This window comes from Mesorhizobium sp. M0088 (genome assembly GCF_040322895.1).
In the GTDB taxonomy this organism is placed as follows: domain Bacteria; phylum Pseudomonadota; class Alphaproteobacteria; order Rhizobiales; family Rhizobiaceae; genus Mesorhizobium.
The window spans coordinates 189,616-206,666 of record NZ_JAMYUI010000014.1; the positions used below are offsets into that span (position 1 = coordinate 189,616).

Annotated in this window: 14 protein-coding genes; 9 read left to right on the forward strand and 5 right to left on the reverse strand. The window is 64.2% G+C overall.

Annotation, left to right across the window (positions count from 1 at the left end):
• Nucleotides 1–126 precede the first annotated feature (126 nt).
• From rpe to NKJ67_RS18640, 3 genes are all read left to right on the forward strand, one after another.
• Nucleotides 127–804: a ribulose-phosphate 3-epimerase gene (rpe, locus tag NKJ67_RS18630; protein ID WP_127271687.1), complete on the forward strand. Its 678-nt coding sequence runs from the start codon at nucleotides 127–129 to the stop codon at nucleotides 802–804.
• A 401-nt stretch (nucleotides 805–1,205) separates the two neighbouring features.
• Nucleotides 1,206–1,946: a GntR family transcriptional regulator gene (locus tag NKJ67_RS18635; protein ID WP_127320269.1), complete on the forward strand. Its 741-nt coding sequence runs from the start codon at nucleotides 1,206–1,208 to the stop codon at nucleotides 1,944–1,946.
• Nucleotides 1,947–2,122: 176 nt separating this feature from the next.
• Nucleotides 2,123–3,637 (forward strand): malonate--CoA ligase, encoded by a 1,515-nt coding sequence (locus NKJ67_RS18640; RefSeq protein ID WP_352582289.1) that lies wholly within the window; start codon nucleotides 2,123–2,125, stop codon nucleotides 3,635–3,637.
• Between the two features lie 27 nt (nucleotides 3,638–3,664).
• Here the strand turns inward: NKJ67_RS18640 and NKJ67_RS18645 are convergent, their stop codons facing one another.
• The 5 genes from NKJ67_RS18645 to NKJ67_RS18665 form a co-directional block, all read right to left on the reverse strand.
• Nucleotides 3,665–5,704 (reverse strand): ABC transporter ATP-binding protein/permease, encoded by a 2,040-nt coding sequence (locus NKJ67_RS18645; protein WP_127808426.1) that lies wholly within the window; start codon nucleotides 5,702–5,704, stop codon nucleotides 3,665–3,667.
• 62 nt (nucleotides 5,705–5,766) lie between these two features.
• A complete protein-coding gene (gene nagA / locus NKJ67_RS18650) occupies nucleotides 5,767–6,945 on the reverse strand; it encodes an N-acetylglucosamine-6-phosphate deacetylase (protein ID WP_352582291.1) in 1,179 nt (392 codons plus the stop codon).
• Nucleotides 6,942–7,976, reverse strand: coding sequence for an SIS domain-containing protein (locus tag NKJ67_RS18655; protein WP_164748800.1), 1,035 nt, complete (start codon nucleotides 7,974–7,976; stop codon nucleotides 6,942–6,944). Before NKJ67_RS18655 ends, nagA begins: the two co-directional genes overlap by 4 nt.
• 17 nt (nucleotides 7,977–7,993) lie before the next feature.
• The gene (locus tag NKJ67_RS18660) at nucleotides 7,994–8,776 is read right to left on the reverse strand and encodes a GntR family transcriptional regulator (RefSeq protein WP_027040192.1); all 783 of its coding nucleotides are present in this window, start codon (nucleotides 8,774–8,776) and stop codon (nucleotides 7,994–7,996) included.
• Nucleotides 8,773–9,654 (reverse strand): glucosamine kinase nucleotide-binding domain-containing protein, encoded by an 882-nt coding sequence (locus tag NKJ67_RS18665; RefSeq protein WP_352582293.1) that lies wholly within the window; start codon nucleotides 9,652–9,654, stop codon nucleotides 8,773–8,775. Before NKJ67_RS18665 ends, NKJ67_RS18660 begins: the two co-directional genes overlap by 4 nt.
• A 197-nt stretch (nucleotides 9,655–9,851) precedes the next feature.
• On the opposite strand from NKJ67_RS18665, the gene NKJ67_RS18670 reads away from it, so the two are divergent.
• The 6 genes from NKJ67_RS18670 to NKJ67_RS18695 all read left to right on the forward strand — a co-directional run bounded on the left by NKJ67_RS18670 (nucleotide 9,852) and on the right by NKJ67_RS18695 (nucleotide 16,955).
• Complete coding sequence (locus tag NKJ67_RS18670; protein WP_352582295.1) at nucleotides 9,852–10,802, forward strand: N-acetylmuramic acid 6-phosphate etherase; 951 nt, start codon at nucleotides 9,852–9,854, stop codon at nucleotides 10,800–10,802.
• A 117-nt stretch (nucleotides 10,803–10,919) separates the two neighbouring features.
• Nucleotides 10,920–12,179, forward strand: a complete 1,260-nt coding sequence (locus NKJ67_RS18675) for an ABC transporter substrate-binding protein (RefSeq protein ID WP_352582297.1) — start codon at nucleotides 10,920–10,922, stop codon at nucleotides 12,177–12,179.
• 243 nt (nucleotides 12,180–12,422) lie between these two features.
• Nucleotides 12,423–13,352, forward strand: a complete 930-nt coding sequence (locus NKJ67_RS18680; RefSeq protein WP_352582299.1) for a carbohydrate ABC transporter permease — start codon at nucleotides 12,423–12,425, stop codon at nucleotides 13,350–13,352.
• A 226-nt stretch (nucleotides 13,353–13,578) separates the two neighbouring features.
• Entirely contained in the window at nucleotides 13,579–14,418 is an 840-nt protein-coding gene (locus NKJ67_RS18685; RefSeq protein WP_352582301.1) for a carbohydrate ABC transporter permease, read from the forward strand.
• A 250-nt stretch (nucleotides 14,419–14,668) separates the two neighbouring features.
• Nucleotides 14,669–15,730, forward strand: a complete 1,062-nt coding sequence (locus tag NKJ67_RS18690) for a Gfo/Idh/MocA family protein (protein WP_256748280.1) — start codon at nucleotides 14,669–14,671, stop codon at nucleotides 15,728–15,730.
• A 226-nt stretch (nucleotides 15,731–15,956) separates the two neighbouring features.
• On the forward strand, nucleotides 15,957–16,955 hold the full coding sequence (locus NKJ67_RS18695) for an ABC transporter ATP-binding protein (protein WP_352582303.1): 999 nt from the start codon (nucleotides 15,957–15,959) through the stop codon (nucleotides 16,953–16,955).
• The last annotated feature ends 96 nt before the right edge of the window (nucleotides 16,956–17,051 follow it).

Below are 17,051 nucleotides of genomic sequence, written 5' to 3' on the forward strand. Positions count from 1 at the left end.
GCGGACGCCGCAACGCCACCTCCGCCCGTGCAGCCGCCGCGCCCGTGCCCTCGACAAGTCGGCTGGAGCGCATTAGGCAGTCGATAGAGTGGCCGAACGAGAAGGGCACTCGGAAAGGCCGCATCCATGAGCAGAAAGACACTGATTGCACCGTCGGTGTTGGCGTCGGATTTTTCCAAACTCGGCGATGAGGTCGAAGCGGTGGCGGCGGCCGGCGCCGACTGGATCCATCTCGATGTGATGGATGGGCATTTCGTGCCCAACATCACCTTTGGCCCGCCGGTGATCAAGGCGATCCGCAACCGCACCGAGGCCTTCTTCGACTGCCATCTGATGATTGCCCCGGCCGACCCCTATCTGGCCGCTTTCGCCGAGGCCGGCTGCGACGGTTTGACCGTCCATGCCGAAGCCGGCCCGCATCTTGACCGCTCGCTGCAGACCATCAGGAATCTCGGCAAGAAGGCCGGTGTGTCGCTCAATCCGGCGACGCCGGAAAGCGTGGTCGAATATGTGCTCGACCGGCTCGACCTGATCCTGATCATGACCGTCAATCCGGGCTTCGGCGGCCAGGCCTTCATCCCGGCGATCGTCGACAAGGTGAAGCGGGTCAAGGCCCTCATCGGCGGCCGGCCGATCCGCATCGAGATCGACGGCGGTGTTTCAGCCGAAACCGCGCCGCTGGTCACCGCTGCCGGCGCCGACGTGCTGGTGGCGGGCGCCGCCATCTTCAAAGGCGGCAGCGTCGAGGCTTACCGTCAGAACATCCAGGCGATCAGGACGGCAGCCGACCACGCAGCCGGCTAACCAGCGCTTTTCCCGCGTTCAGCCCGGCATGCCGGCTAAGGTTCTGGTACCGGCCGAGGCTTGTGATGGTCTGATGCGCAACGGTATCGGATCTGGAGCGGCTGCCTGATTCGGCCTCAAGGGTCCTCACGGCAGACAGTTGATCCGGCGCGCATACAAAAGAACAGAAAGAACAGATTCTCCTGCGTGCATACAAAACATGTTAAGTTCCCGCAGGTTGTGAAAATGCGCGGAATTACAGCATTGAGCTCCAGATGCCGCATATTCCTTCGTGCTAAAGTACAATAACGTGATCTTGTGCTTGAGCAGGCGAATGCCCGCACTGTATGGTACAAGTACGAGAAGGCGAATGCTTTCGGACTCGAATCGCCCAGGACAAGTCTTGGGGACAAGGAGTCGCTATGACATACGGAGCTGCCAATCTGAACGACGACGCTGCGGGACCGAAGAGTACGCTTGCCAGTACGGTCTATCAGCAATTGCGGGACGATCTTCTCGGTGGTGTTCTTGAGGCCGAGAGCAAGCTGCGGGTCGAATGGGTGGTCTCCAAATATGGAGCCGGCGCCTCGCCTGTCCGCGAAGCTCTCAATCGCCTCGCCTCGGAAGGACTTCTCGGCCGGCACGATCAGCGCGGCTTCTTCATCATGCCGGTCAGTGCGTCGGAACTCGAGGAGCTGACGCGCACCCGCTGCTGGCTCGAGGAGCGGGCGCTTCGCGAATCCATCGCCCACCGCACCGCCGAATGGGAAGAACAGCTCGTGCTGGCGCTGCATCGCCTGGGACGCGCGTCACGCCTGTCTCCGCAGGATCTCTTTTCGCTCAATCCCGATTGGGAGAGGCTGCATCGTATCTTCCACAGGGTGTTGATTTCGGCCTGCCGGTCGCAATGGCTGGTGGGGTTTTGCGACCAGCTCTCCGATCACGCCTATCGCTACCGGCAAATGGCCAATGATGGCGAGGGCGTCCAGCGCGACGATTTCGGCGAGCATCGCCTGATCGCCGAATGTGCCCTGGACGGCAATGCCGACGGTGCCGTCGAGGCACTGCTCAACCATTACCAGTTGACTGCCGCCATGTGCATGAAGCGCTTCGAGCAGGACGACGAAACGAAGGAACTCGCCGGCAAACGCGCTCGGCGATAACAGCCGATTCCCGGCGGGCTCTTGCGCTCGTTTCTTGCTAGCAATCCGCGTCGAGCGCGGCTGGCGTGAACCGCTGTCAGCAGGCTTGACGGCGCGGCCAAGAACCGCGAACTCTCGCCGCCGAGGCATGCCGCGACAGGCGCATGCTCAGCGCCGCCGCACCCAGGGAAGTGTTCATGAGCAATCATCTGTTCGATGCGTTCCGGTCCCGGATGCCGGCGCCAGCGCGCTTGCTGATGGAAACCGATGATGGCCGCTCGCTTACCTATGGCGATATGCTGGCCCGCTCGGCGCAGCTTGCGCATGCGCTCCTGCAACTCGATGTCGAACCCGGTGACCGCGTTGCCGTGCAGGTCGAGAAGAGCCCGGAAGCGGTCATGCTCTATCTCGCCTGCCTGCGAGCCGGCGCCGTCTTCCTGCCGCTCAACACCGCCTACACATTGGCCGAGCTGGAGTATTTCTTCGGCGACGCAGAACCACGCCTGGTCGTCTGCGATCCGGCAAGAGCGGCCGACATCGGCGCGCTGGCAGAAAAGACCGGCGCCGTCACCGTCACGCTCGGCCGCGACGGCCGGGGATCGCTGACCGACCAGGCCTCGCGGCTGCCGACGGATTTTCATGACGTGGCGCGTGGGCCGGATGACCTCGCGGCGATCCTCTACACGTCGGGAACCACCGGCCGTTCGAAAGGCGCCATGCTCGGCCACGAGAATCTTGCTTCGAACGCGCGCGTGCTGGTCGAGCACTGGCGTTTCACTGGAGACGACGTGCTGATCCACGCATTGCCGATCTTCCACACGCACGGCCTGTTCGTCGCCACCAATGTCGTCCTGATGGCCGGCGCCTCGATGCTGTTCGAGCAGAAGTTCGATCCGGCCCGCATCGTCTCGCTGCTGCCGCGTGCCACGGCCCTGATGGGCGTGCCGACCTTCTACGTGCGCCTGCTGCAGCAGGATGGGCTCGACCATGAGGCGGCAAAAAACATCCGTGTGTTCATTTCCGGGTCGGCGCCGCTGCTGGCCGAGACGCACAACTCCTGGCGCGAGCGCAGCGGCCACGCGATCCTCGAACGCTACGGCATGACCGAGACCAACATGAACACCTCGAACCCCTATGAGGGCGAGCGGCGCGCCGGTACCGTCGGTTTCCCCTTGCCCGGCGTCATGCTTCGCATCGCCGATCCAGACAGCGGCGCACCGCTTGCGCAGGGCGAGGTCGGCATGATCGAGGTGAAGGGCCCAAACGTCTTCGGCGGCTATTGGCGCATGCCGGAGAAGACCAAGGCGGAATTCCGAGCCGACGGTTTTTTCATCACCGGCGATCTCGGTATGATCGACGCCGACGGCTACGTCCACATTGTCGGCCGCGGCAAGGACCTGATCATATCGGGCGGCTACAACATCTATCCGAAGGAACTCGAAAGCGAGATCGACGCGCTCGACGGGGTTAGCGAAAGCGCCGTCATCGGCGTTGTCCATCCGGATTTCGGCGAAGGTGTCACCGCTGTCGTCGTGCGTGCGCCGTCATCGCGGATCACCGGTGCCGAAATTCTCGGCGCCATCGCCGGGCGGGTGGCGAAATACAAGCACCCGAAGCGGGTGATCTTCGTCGATGAACTGCCGCGAAACACCATGGGCAAAGTACAGAAAAACGTGCTGCGCGATACCTACAAGGACATATACGCACCATAGTTGCGCGGTGCCTGGGGCAGGGGCGCCTTACTCCTTGCGCGGCCTTTCGGCCCGGCTGCCGGAACCCCACAAGGCACGCTTCAGCAGGTTGCGCTTGCGTGGGGCGAGGTTGATGTCGCTGACAAGCTTGGCGCCGCCCTCGCGCCGTTCCAGGGTGATCTTGCGGCTGTGGAAGGCTTCCAGCTCGGCCCGGTGCGCCACACTGATGATGGTGACATCAGGCAATTCGCGGATCACCGTCGCCATCATGGTGTCCTGGCTCTTCTCGTCGAGCGCCGAGGTTGCTTCATCCAGCACGACGATATCGGGGCGGTGCAGCAGCAGGCGCGCGAAGGCGAGACGCTGCTTTTCGCCGCCCGACAGCGTCTGGTCCCATGGCGCTTCTTCCTTGATCCTTTCGGCAAGGTAGGCGAGGCCGACCTTGTCGAGGGCGGCCTTGATCTGTTTGATCGTCCACTTGTCCGCCGCCGCGGGATAGGCGACCGCGCGGCGAAGCGTGCCCGAAGGGATGTAGGGGCGTTGCGGCAGCATGAACAGTCGCCTGTCGGCGTGGAAATTGACGCTGCCGCCGCCCCACGGCCACAGGCCCGCGACGGCCCGCACCAGCGTCGACTTGCCCGAGCCGGATTCGCCGGCCACCAGCACCCGCTCACCGGGTTCGATCGCAACCTCGGTCTCCTTGACCACGGCGGTGCCGTCGTCGAGCGTCACGGAGAGATCGTCGAGGCTGAGCATGGCACCGTCGTCGGTTTCGCCGTGCTGGATGCGTCCAAGCGCATCGCTCTGCTCCGCACGCTCGAGCCCGTCGAGCGACATCATCAGCGAAGCTACGCGCCGCGCGGAGGCGTTCCAGTCGGCAAGACGCGGGTAGTTGTCGACCAGCCACCCGAACGCGCCTTGCACGATGCCAAAGGCGGACGCTGCCTGCATCACCTCGCCAAGCGTCATTGAGCCTTCGAGGAATTTTGGCGCGCACAGCAGGATCGGCACGACCGGCGCAAACAGGCTCGATCCCTGCGACACCGCCGCCGTGCGCATGTGCTGGCCCGTCAGCAGCGCCCATTGCCTCAGCACATGGCCGAAATTCCTGTCGATGCCGCTGCGCTCCTCTTCCTCGCCGCCCAGCAAGGCGATGCTCTCGCCGTTTTCGCGCACGCGCGTCAGCGTGTAGCGCAGTTCGGCCTCCGCCTGGTTCTTCCGCTCGGAGAGCTGGACGAAATTGCGGCCGATGACCACCATCGCGGTCGAGGTGATGGCGGCATAGATCATCGCGGTGATGACCAGGAAGCCGGGAATGGTGATGCTCTCGCCGCCGATCGGCAAAGTGAGCGCGCCGCCGATGGTCCACAGCACGACGATGAAGGTCGAGGCAGACAGGAACGCGTTGAGGACGCCGGCGATGAAATCGACCGGCGACTCGGTGGCGATGCGCAGATCCTCGGTCATGCGGGCCTCGGGGTTCTGGTGGTCGCCGCCGACGAGATTCAGTTGGTAGTAGCGGCCGCCTGCCAGCCAGCGCGCGATGACCGCGGTGGTCAGCCAGGAACGCCAGCGGCGCTGGATCGTCATGCGCAGGTAGACCTGCGCGACGACAAGGCTGCCGCTGCAGATTACCAGCGGCACGAAGACGGCGCTGAGGAAATAGACGCTGCGGGCGTTGCGCTGCTCGAGGGCATCGAACATCGAACGGTTCCAGACATTGATGCCATACTGGAAGCCGATATTGATGCAGATCAGCAGCAGCACCCCGATCGTCAATGGCCAGGCGAGCCGGTCGCCGCGCCGGCTCCAGTAACCGCGCGCGCTGATCCAGAAACGCCGCAGCAGATACTTCTTGCGCTCCTGCTCGGCCCCTTCGGGCGTCAGTTGCGGATCGGGCTCGACGGCATCCGGCGGTGGCCCCGGCTGGCCGTCGACCTCCGGGGCAGCCTCGGCACTCGACAGCTTTTTTTCGCGCAGCTCCTCGTGGCGTGGCCTCTGATCACGCGGCGCTTTCTGTGGCGGCTTCAAGGCACCGCGCGGTTTGATGCCGTCGGCCTGTTTCAATTTGGGTTTCGCCTCGGACATACGCTCCGACAACGACCTCAAAATCAAAAGGTTTCATGACGTCAGCCGACTTGAACCTGAAATCAACGCGCAGTGTCGGAACCGGCCGCAAAAACCTTTTCGCCGCCGATCCAGACGCCCTTCGTGTCGAGATCGTCCGACAGCGCGACCATGTCCGCAGCCGTGCCGTTGGCGAATCGGCCAAGCCGGTGCGACTGGCCGATTGCTTGCGCCGGATAGAGCGAGGCCATGCGCAAGGCCTCGGAAAGCTCGACCCCGACGACCCGGTGGATGAAACGAACGGCCGAGATCATATCGAGATCGGCGCCCGCCAGTGTTCCGTCGGCGAGCCTCAGGCTGCCGTCCCTTCGATAGATGGTGCGGCCGTTGAGCGTGAACGACGTCATGTCGGTGCCGATTGTCGCCATGGCGTCGGTGACCAGCACGATCCTGGCCGGCCCCTGCTTGGCGCGCAGCGCGATCTTGATGGTGGCCGGATCGACATGGATGCCGTCGGCGATGAGGCCGGCCGACAAGCTGCCGATGTCGATGGCGGCGCCGACCAATCCGGGCTCGCGATTGCCGATCTGGCTCATCGCATTGAACAGATGGGTGACCATTGAGGCGCCGGCCGCGGCAAAGGCGCTGGCGGTGGCATAGCCGGTATCGGAGTGGCCAAGGCTGACGATGATGCCGGCCCTGGCGAGTGCCGCGACGCGCGCCGGCTCGACGGATTCAGGGGCAATGGTGGTGAGCAGCACCGGTAGTTTTTGCCGCGCGGCGATCAGCATCGCCTGATCGGCATCCGTCATCGGCCGGATCAGCGCCGGATCATGCGCGCCCTTGCGGGCGACCGACAGATGCGGGCCTTCGAGATGCAGTCCGAGAAACCCAGGCACCTTCTGGCGCGCCGCTGCCTCGCCGGCGGCGACAGCGGCGGCCGTGATTGCAGGCGTGTCGGTGATCAGCGTCGGCAGCAGCGCCGTCGTGCCGAAGGGCGCGTGCGCGCGGCAGATGGTCTCGATTGAAGCGACATCGGGGTGGTCGTTGAGCATGACGCCGCCGCCGCCGTTGACCTGCAGGTCGACGAACCCCGGCGCCAGAAGGCCGCCACCGGTGTCGACGACGCGGATATCCGAGGGGATGGCACCGGTGGGCAGAATGGCCTCGACGAGACCGTCGCGCACGACAAGTGCGTGGCCTTCATGCCAGTCGTCGCCGTCGAAAATCCGGGCGCCAGTCAGGGCAAAGCGATCGCTCATACTGTCTCCGTCACCTTGCGAAGATTGCGCGGCGTGTCCGGATCGAGACCGCGATGGCGGGCAAAGGCCTCGACGAACATGTAGAAGGAGACGATCAGCGTCAGCGGATCGGTCAGCGGATGGCCGGTGGCAACATGCGGCAGGCGCACAGCGCGTTTGGCAAGCGCGGAGGTGACGAACACCGGCGCGCCCTTGGCCGCCAGGCTGTCGGCGGCCTCGGCGATAGACGGTTCGGAGGCGTCGCGCGCGGCCAGCGCCAGCACCGGAAAGTCGGGGCCGATCAGCGCCAGCGGGCCGTGCATGACTTCGGCGGCGCTGTAGGCCTCGGCATGCATGCCGCAGGTCTCCTTGAATTTCAGCGCCGCTTCGTTGGCCATCGCCGCCGACGGTCCGCGGCCGAGGATGAACAGCGACTTCTGCTTCTCGATCGTCTCAGAGAGCACGCTCATCCAATCGCAGGCGATCGCCTTGCCGAAATGCTCCGGCAGGCGGGCAAGTGCGGCCAACAGCGCATCGTCGCCGGTGGCGTGCGCCATCAGAGCGAGGCCGGCGACGGCCGAATTGATGAAGGTCTTGGTGGCCGCCACGCTGCGCTCGGGGCCGGCCAGGATATCTATCGCATAGTCCGAAGCACGCGCCAGCGGCGAATCGGCGGTGTTGGTGATGGCGACGGTCAGCGCGCCCCCCGCCCGCGCCGTTTCGGCCATGGCGACGATATCGGGGCTCTTGCCCGACTGCGAGATCGCCAGGCAGGCCGAGCCGGCGAGCCTGAGCTTGCGGCCATAGATCGAGGCGATCGACGGCCCAACCGACGCCACGGCCAGGCCCGCGGTCAGCTCGACGGCGTATTTCATGAAGGTGGCGGCATGGTCGGACGAGCCGCGCGCCACGGTGACGACGAACTGCGGGTCGCGTTCGCGGATGCCGCGCCCGGCCTCGGTCAGCACGGCGCCGGAGCCGTCGAGCAGGCGGGCGACCGCTTGCGGGACCTCCTCGATCTCGCGCCGCATATGGGTCATTTCTGCCGACATGGTCGGCTCTGTCGTGCTCATGGTCGGCCCTCTTCGCTCGGCCCTGTCAGCCGCAGTTCGGCGACGAAATCATAGGCGTCGCCCCGGTAGATGGAGCGGGTGAATTCGATCACCTTGCCGCTCGCCAGATAGGAAATGCGTTCGATGTGCAGGCCGGCAATACCTGGCGGCACTTCGAGCAGGCGCGCGTCGCTGTCTCCGAGATTGGCGGCGGAAATGCGCTGCACGGCGCGCACTGGCCGGTTGCCGGTCAATTCCAGCGCCGCGTAGAGCGAGGAACCTATGTCAGCCGGATCGGGCAACACGCTGGCCGACAGCGAGGCGCGTTCGATCGCCAGCGGCGTGTCGTTGGCGATGCGCAGGCGCGCCACCCGCGCCACCAGTTCGCTCGAGGACAGGCCGAGCACCATCATCTCGTCGGGCGATGGTGCGTAGAGGCCGCGGTCGAGCCATGCCGAACGCACCGCCATGCCGCGCCGCGCCATGTCCTCGGTGAACGAGGTCAGCCGCGACAGCGACTGTTCGACACGCTCCATGCGCGGCGCCACGAAGGTGCCGGAGCCGTGGCGCTGCACCAGGATGCCGCCCTTGACGAGGTCCTGCACCGCCTTGCGCACGGTGACCCGCGAAATATCGGCCTTGGTGGCGATGTCGCGCTCGGAAGGCAGCGCGTCGCCCGGCCCGATCAGGCCGCGATTGACCGCGTCCTCGATGCTCTTGCGCAGCTGCAGATAAAGCGGCGCGCCGCTTTGCGCCTGATGTTTGAGCGTGGCGAAGATCTGGTCGGCGGCCTCGCTCATCGAGTTGCCTCCGCGTGTCCGGCGAAAAGGCGAACCGCCATCTGCACCGCGCCGCCCAGTGCGTCGTCGAGCGGCGGCTTCAGCAGCGCCCGGTAGCGGGCAGACAGGCGCGGCGCGTAGAGCGGCGCCAGCCCGCCGAGCAGGCACAGCGGCGCGTCGTCAGCAAGGTCGAGCGCGCCGAGCGAGGCTTCGACATCGGCGACCACCCTGTCGAGGATCCAGTTGGCGACGCTGTCGCCCTTCTCGGCATGCTCGAACACCTTGGGTGCGAAGCCGCCGAAGTCGCCCGGCTTGGCATTGGTGGTGAATTCGACGACGTCCTCCGGGTTGTTGCGGAACACGGCCAGCATGCTCTGCGTCAGCGGCGAACCTTCGCGGACGCCGTCATAGGCAAGCAGTGTCTGTTCGAGCAGGTCGCGGCCGATACGGGCGCCGCTGCCCTGGTCGCCAACCTGGAAGCCCCAGCCGCCGATGGCGCGCGATTTGCCTTGTCTGCGCGCCATATAGGCGGTGCCGGTGCCGAGGATCGCCATGGCGCCGTCACCGGAGCCAACAGCGCCTTCCAGTGCGATCTCGGCGTCGGTCTCGACGCGGCTGATGCTGAACGGCAGGATCGCTTCGAGCTGCTGCCGGTAGGTGCCGACATTGGCGCCGGCCAGCCCGAGAATGGCCGGCGTCCGCGGGATCAGTTCCGGATCCTGCCCGGCGGCGAGAAACGCCTGCCGCGCGGCCTCGACGATGTTCGAGCGGGCGCCGGTCAGGTCGGTGCGGATGTTGGCGGCGCCGCTTTTGGCGCGGCCGATCACCGTGCCGTCCGCCGTTGCCAGGGCGGCCCTGCAGCTGGTGCCGCCGCCATCGATTCCGAGCACGAAATTCACGTAATTTCTCCTCCGGGCAGATAATACCAATAAAATACCAATAGCCAAGAGTTAATTTCGGTTTCAAAAGATTAAGCCATATTTTATTGAAAAATCTGCCTATTTCGTCGGCTCAGCGGTTTCAGGCCAGCGAATTCGTTAATGCGTGTGGACAAGTGGTATTTTTTTGGTATTGTTCTGCTATTGGAGGAACCGGGATGGCCGAAACGCACACCGAAGCGCTTCACAAAAATGCCGAGGGGCTGGATATCCAGGCCCCGGACACCGTCCTTTCCTATTTGGCCGATGCGCAGATCGAAGCCGCCAAGGTCGTGCGCCATGCCATTCCATCCATCGCCAGGGCCGCCGAGATCATTGCCGTCAGGCTGAAGAGCGGCGGCAAGCTCGCCTACGCCGCTGCCGGCAGCTCAGGCCTGATGGCGCTGGCCGATGCGCTGGAGCTGCCGGGCACCTTCGGCATTCACCGCGACCGCATCGCTATCCTGATCGCCGGCGGCGACGACGCTTTCCGCACACTCGCCGGAGGGCCGGAAGACGATACCGAGGAGGCTGCGGCAGCGGTCGCCGGGGCCGGCCTCGGCAAGGGCGACTGCCTGATCGCCATTTCCGCCAGCGGCACGACGCCCTATGCCGTCAAGGCCGTCGAGGAGGCTGCCCGCCGCGGCGCTGCCACCATCGGCATCGCCAACAACAGGGACTCTGCGCTGCTGCGCCAGGCACAAACCGCCATCCTGCTCGAAACGCCGCCGGAACTGATCGCCGGCTCCACGCGCATGGGCGCCGGCACCGCCCAGAAGATCGCGCTCAACATGCTGTCGACGCTGACCGCCATCCATCTCGGCCATGTGCATGACGGCTACATGGTCAATCTCATGGCCGACAACATCAAGCTGCGCGACCGCGCGGCGCGCATCGTCGCCGCCGTCAGCGGGCGCGGCACGGACGAAGCGGCCCGCCTGCTCGAGAAGAGCGGCGGCGCGGTCAAGACCGCCATTCTGCTCGCCGCTGGCGCCGACAGCACTGACGCGGCGCAGAAGATACTGGAAGAGGCCGGCCAGAAGCTGCGGCCGGCCCTTTCCGCGCTGGGGCATGATCCCGAAAAGTGGAAGCCGCTTTTCGGAAAAGATCATGCTCGAACAGAGAAATAGAGCCTGGTTCATCCGGATTTTCATCGGGGTGAAACAGGCTTGCGAGGGGAGCAAAGGGCGCGCTGCCTCCGTTCTCATCAAAACCGAACCTGAAAAAGGTCAACAGGGAGACTGAGCATGACAACGAAACTACTGACGGCACTGCTTTTGGGCACCAGCATTCTCGGCTCGGCCGGGGTTGCCTATGCCGAAGACGTAACGCTCAACATCGAAAGCTGGCGCGGCGACGACCTTGCCATCTGGAAGGACAAGCTGATCCCGGCTTTCGAAGCCAAGAACCCAGGCATCAAGGTGGTGTTCGCGCCGTCGGCCCCGACCGAATATGATGCAGCGCTCGGCGCCAAGCTCGCCGCCGGCTCGGCGGGCGACCTGATCACCTGCCGCCCGTTCGACAAGTCGCTCGAACTGTTCAAGAAGGGCAACCTCGCCGACCTCTCGGCGCTGCCCGGCATGGAGAACTTCTCACCGGTGGCCAAGTCCGCCTGGCAGACCGACGACGGCAAGGCGAGCTTCTGCGTGCCGATGGCCTCGGTCATCCACGGCTTCATCTACAACAAGGACGCCTTCGACAAGCTCGGCATCAAGGTGCCGGAGACCCGCGACGAGTTCTTCGCTGCGCTCGACAAGATCAAGGCCGACGGCACCTACATCCCGATGGCGATGGGGACCAAGGATCTCTGGGAAGCCGCGACCATGGGCTACCAGAACATCGGCCCCAACTACTGGAAGGGCGAGAACGGCCGCGCGGCGCTGATCAAGGGCGAGCAGAAGCTGACCGACAAGGACTGGGTCGCGCCGTATGAAGAACTGGCCAAGTGGAAGCCTTATCTCGGCGACGGCTTCGAGGCGCAGACCTATCCGGACAGCCAGAACCTGTTCACGCTCGGCCGCGCCGCTATCTACCCGGCCGGCTCATGGGAAATCGGCCTGTTCAACACCCAGGCGCAGTTCAAGATGGGCGCCTTCCCGCCGCCGGTCGAGAAGGCCGGCGATACCTGCTACATCTCCGATCATACCGATATCGGCATGGGCCTGAATGCGGCTTCGAAGAACGCCGATGCAGCCAAGACCTTCCTGTCCTGGGTCGCCTCTCCCGACTTCGCCACCATCTATGCCAACGCGCTGCCGGGCTTCTTCAGCCTGAACTCCGCGCCGGTGAAGATGGAAGACCCGCTGGCGCAGGAATTCGTCTCCTGGCGCGGCAAGTGCAAGTCGACGATCCGCTCGACCTACCAGATCCTGTCGCGCGGCACGCCGAACCTCGAGAACGAGACCTGGGTTGAATCGGCCAACGTCATCAACGGCACCGATACGCCGGAAGCCGCGGCCAAGAAGCTGCAGACCGGTCTCGACAGCTGGTACAAGCCGGCCAAGTAAGAGCTCGGCTGAGCGCTGCTTAATCTCCCCCCTCGAGGGGGAGATGTCGCCGAAGGCGACAGAGGGGGTCGGTGGAGGCAGGCCGCGACTTGATCGTTGCTGGAAAGCACGGTCAAATATCGATGGCGCGCTGCCTTGACCGACCCCACCCGCCTCGCTTCGCGAGGCACCCTCCCCTCAAGGGGGAGGGAGGCGCCGCGCCTTTGGCGGCATTTGCCGACCTGATCGGCGGGGACCGAACTCATGGCCGCAGATATCAGACCGAAAAGACCGTTCCGCTGGCACATCGGCATCTTCCTGGCGCCGGCCGTGCTCGTCTACACGGCGATCATGATCCTGCCGCTCGCCGGCACGCTGCAGCTGTCGCTGTTCCGCAACATCGAGCAGCACCAGGTCTTCGTCGGGCTGCAAAACTTCCGCACCCTGTTCGGCGATCCCAACTGGTCGGTGGGTTTCTGGAACGCGCTGAGGAACAATGTCTGGTTCTTCATCATCCACATGATCGTGCAGAACCCGATCGGCGTCATGCTGGCCGCGCTTCTGTCCAGCCCGAAACTCAGATTCGCGGCCTTCTACCGCACGGCGATCTTCGTTCCGACCATCCTGTCCTTCGTTATCGTCGGCTTTGCCTGGAAGCTGATCCTGTCGCCGCTGTGGGGCGTGGCGCCGCATCTGATGGACCTCGTCGGCCTGAAAAGCCTGTTCACGCCGTGGCTCGGCAAGGAGCAATATGCACTGACCGCACTCAGCCTGATCTCGGTGTGGCAGTTCGTCGGCATTCCGATGATGCTGATCTATGCCGCCCTGCTGTCGATCCCCGAAGAGGTGATCGAAGCCGCCGAATGCGATGGGATTACCGGCCTGTCGCAGTTCTGGAAGATCAAGCTGCCGCTGATCCTGCCGTCGATCGGCATCATCTCGATCCTCACCTTCGTTGGCAATTTCAACGCTTTCGACCTGATCTACACCGCGCAAGGCGCGCTCGCCGGGCCAAACTATTCGACCGACATTCTCGGCACCTTCCTCTACCGCGCCTTCTTCGGCTTCCAGCTGCAGACCGGCGACCCCAATATGGGTGCGGCGATTGCCACGATGATGTTCCTGATCATCCTCGGCGGCGTCTGCGTCTACCTCTTCCTCGTCCAGACGCGCCTGCGTCGCTACCAGTTCTGAGGGGCGAGATGTCTGAGCCAAGCACCCCCCTCTGTCCTGCCGGCCATCTCCCCCTCAAGGGGGGAGATTGGCAGCGTTGGCCTTACCGCCCATCTTGCGGCGTTGGTGATTGGCGAAAGCAGTCGCGACATCCGATCTTCCCCCTTGAGGGGGAGATGTCCGGCAGGACAGAGGGGGGCGCCTGGGCGCCGTTCTTTGGAAATGCAGCTCGTCAGGAGACCTCCCAATGAGCACCGCCACCCGTTCCGTGCCCCGCACCGTCGGCGCCCACGCGATCCTTTTGACCTACACGGCGATCGCGCTGTTTCCGGTGATCCTGGTCATCATGAATTCGTTCAAATCCCGCGCCGGCATTTTTGGCGCGCCTTTGACGCCGCCGACGCCAAAAACCTTCGACCTGATCGGCTACACCACCGTCATCGGCCAGGGCGATTTCATCCACTATTTCCAGAACAGCCTCGTCGTCACCGTCGCCTCGCTGTTCTTCGTGCTCTTATTCGGCGCCATGGCCGCGTTTGCGCTGTCGGAATACCGCTTCCGCGGCAACTCGCTGATGGGCCTCTATCTGGCGCTCGGCATCATGATCCCGATCCGTCTCGGCACCGTCGCCATCCTGCAATTGATGGTGGCGAGCGGGCTGGTCAACACGCTGACGGCGCTGATCCTGGTCTACACCGCCCAAGGCCTGCCGCTTGCCGTGTTCATCCTGTCGGAATTCATGAAGCAGGTGTCGGACGATCTAAAGAATGCCGGCCGCATCGACGGCCTGTCCGAATACACCATCTTCTTCCGGCTGGTGCTGCCGCTGGTCAGGCCGTCGATGGCGACCGTCGCCGTTTTCACCATGATCCCGATCTGGAACGACCTGTGGTTTCCGCTGATCCTGGCGCCGTCGGAAGAAACCAAGACGGTGACGCTCGGCGCCCAGCTCTTCCTCGGCCAGTTCGTCACCAACTGGAACGCCATTCTCGCCGCCCTGTCGCTGGCCATCATGCCGGTGCTGATCCTCTACGTCATCTTCTCGCGGCAGCTGATCCGCGGCATTACCTCCGGAGCCGTCAAGTGAGCGGAGACCTACATATCTCCGTTGGAGCCTTCACCCCACCCGGCGCTGCGCGCCGACCTCCCCATCAAGGGGAGGTAGAAGGTTACAGCTTCATTCTCGACCGCCAAGGGATACCTTTCGGAGAAGCTTCTTTAATGGTGGAGGTGTTCACGCCGACGTCCCACCTCCCCTCGATGGGGAGGTCGGCGCGCAGCGCCGGGTGGGGTGATGCGACCTCGACGAGAACAATACGGATATCTGGAGCAGCTCGGTGAACTCTGAAACACCCCTTCGCGTCGTCGTCGCCGGTCTCGGCAATATGGGTCGCAGCCATGCGCTGGCCTATCACAGCAATCCGGGCTTCCAGATCGCGGCGCTGATCAACCGCTCCGACGCGCCGTTGCCGGAAGCGCTGTCCAGTTGTGGCATCAGGCGCTCCTTCGATGACGCCCTGCGCGATGAAAAGCCCGATGTCGCCTGCATTGCCACCTATTCCGACAGCCATGCCGATTATGCGGTGAGGGCGTTCGAGGCCGGCTGCCATGTCTTCGTCGAAAAGCCGCTGGCAACGACGGTGGCCGATGCCAGGCGTGTCGTCGCGGCGGCCAAGGCCAATGGCAAGAAACTGGTGATCGGCTACATCCTGCGCCATCACCCGTCCTGGATCAGGCTGATCGCCGAGGCGCGCAAGCTCGGCGGCCCCTACGTCTTCCGCATGAACCTCAACCAGCAATCCTCGGGCCATACCTGGGAAACGCACAAGCAGTTGATGCAGACGACATCGCCGATCGTCGATTGCGGCGTGCACTATCTCGACGTCATGCTGCAGATCACCGATGCGAAGCCTGTGGAAGTGCGCGGCATGGGCGTGCGGCTGACCGACGAGGTGGCGCCGTCCATGTACAATTACGGTCACCTGCAGGTGCTGTTCGATGACGGCTCGGTCGGCTGGTACGAAGCCGGCTGGGGGCCGATGATTTCGGAAACGGCCTTCTTCGTGAAGGACGTGATCTCGCCGAATGGCTGCGTGTCGATCGTCATGAAGGAGGGCGTCAAGTCCGACGACATCGACACCCACACCAAGACCTCCACCATCCGCCTGCACAGTGCCGCGACCGGTGCGGACGGTAAATTCGTCAAAGCCGACGAAATGTTGTCGATGGAGGGCGAACCCGGCCATCAGGACCTCTGCGACCTCGAACAGGCCTTCGTGCTGAAGGCGATCCGCGAGGATCTCGATCTGACCAAACACATGGACGATGCGGTCAAATCGCTCGCCGTCTGCCTTGCAGCCGACGAGAGCGTGCGCAGTGGAAAGGCGGTGCGGTTGTGACGAGGCAATTGTCGTCAGGGGCTGCGCTCTACGGCGCCCCCCTCTGGCCTGCCGGCCATCTCCCCCTCAAGGGGGGAGATCAGCTTTCGGCACGGCCTTCGCCAATCACCAACGTTGAAAAGAGTGTGGCGGCGTCAAAGCTGCCAATCTCCCCCCTTGAGGGGGAGATGGCCGGCAGGCCAGAGGGGGGCGTCTTGGCGCCCGCATTCCAATCCGGAGGAACGAAGTGGGCTCGCTGAACATCGAGAACGTGAAGAAGGCCTTCGGGCCGGTCGAGGTGCTGAAGGGCATCAACCTCGAGGTGAATGATGGCGAGTTCGTCGTTTTCGTCGGCCCGTCCGGCTGTGGCAAGTCGACCTTGCTCAGGGTGATCGCCGGACTGGAGGATTCGACCTCGGGCCGTGTGGTGATCGACGGCGCGGATGTCTCGGCCACGCCGCCGGCCAAGCGCGGCATCGCCATGGTGTTCCAGACCTATGCGCTCTACCCGCATCTGACGGTGAAGAACAATATGGGCCTTGGCCTCAAGCAGGCCGGCACGCCCGCCCCGGAGATCGAGCGCCGCATCGGCATCGCCTCGTCGATGCTGTCGCTCGAGCCCTATCTTGAGCGACGGCCGGCCGAACTCTCCGGCGGCCAGCGTCAGCGCGTCGCCATCGGCCGCGCCGTGGTGCGCGAGCCCAAGCTTTTTCTCTTCGACGAGCCATTGTCCAACCTCGATGCGGCACTGCGCGTCAACACAAGGCTAGAGATCGCGCAGCTGCATCGCCGGCTGAAGGCGACGATGATCTACGTCACCCACGACCAGGTCGAGGCGATGACGCTGGCCGACAAGATCGTGGTGCTCAACGCAGGGAAAATCGAGCAGATCGGTGGCCCGATGGAGCTCTATAATTCGCCGGCAAATGAGTTTGTCGCCGGCTTCATCGGCTCACCGAAGATGAATTTCGTCGACGGTGCCCGTCTCGGCGAAACCGCCAAGACAATCGGCGTGCGGCCGGAGCATTTGACCGTCGATCCGAAATCCGGCGACTGGAAGGGGACGGTCGTTCATGCCGAGCACCTCGGCGCCGACACCAACCTCTATCTCGACTGCGAGAAGGCCGGGCTGATCACCGTGCGGATTTTCGGCGTCTATGATGCAGAGCCGGGTGCCACGCTGTATGCGACGCCGGATCCGGCGAAGACGTACAGGTTTGGCGCCGATGGGAAGACGATCAAGTAATATTTGACGTTGGCGCTGCCCCTTGTATCTGCACGAGATGATTATGTGCGATGGAAGCGATTGAGCCTCGGGCCGGATGGCCATCCGGCCCGAGGC

Excerpts from the sequence above, each read along its gene's own strand:
- rpe (WP_127271687.1), top strand. The coding sequence starts at position 127 with ATGAGCAGAAAGACACTGATTGCACCGTCGGTGTTGGCGTCGGATTTT.
- NKJ67_RS18635 (WP_127320269.1), top strand. The coding sequence starts at position 1,206 with ATGACATACGGAGCTGCCAATCTGAACGACGACGCTGCGGGACCGAAG.
- NKJ67_RS18640 (WP_352582289.1), top strand. The coding sequence starts at position 2,123 with ATGAGCAATCATCTGTTCGATGCGTTCCGGTCCCGGATGCCGGCGCCA.
- NKJ67_RS18645 (WP_127808426.1), bottom strand. The coding sequence starts at position 5,704 with ATGTCCGAGGCGAAACCCAAATTGAAACAGGCCGACGGCATCAAACCG.
- nagA (WP_352582291.1), bottom strand. The coding sequence starts at position 6,945 with ATGAGCGATCGCTTTGCCCTGACTGGCGCCCGGATTTTCGACGGCGAC.
- NKJ67_RS18655 (WP_164748800.1), bottom strand. The coding sequence starts at position 7,976 with ATGTCGGCAGAAATGACCCATATGCGGCGCGAGATCGAGGAGGTCCCG.
- NKJ67_RS18660 (WP_027040192.1), bottom strand. The coding sequence starts at position 8,776 with ATGAGCGAGGCCGCCGACCAGATCTTCGCCACGCTCAAACATCAGGCG.
- NKJ67_RS18670 (WP_352582295.1), top strand. The coding sequence starts at position 9,852 with ATGGCCGAAACGCACACCGAAGCGCTTCACAAAAATGCCGAGGGGCTG.
- NKJ67_RS18675 (WP_352582297.1), top strand. The coding sequence starts at position 10,920 with ATGACAACGAAACTACTGACGGCACTGCTTTTGGGCACCAGCATTCTC.
- NKJ67_RS18680 (WP_352582299.1), top strand. The coding sequence starts at position 12,423 with ATGGCCGCAGATATCAGACCGAAAAGACCGTTCCGCTGGCACATCGGC.
- NKJ67_RS18685 (WP_352582301.1), top strand. The coding sequence starts at position 13,579 with ATGAGCACCGCCACCCGTTCCGTGCCCCGCACCGTCGGCGCCCACGCG.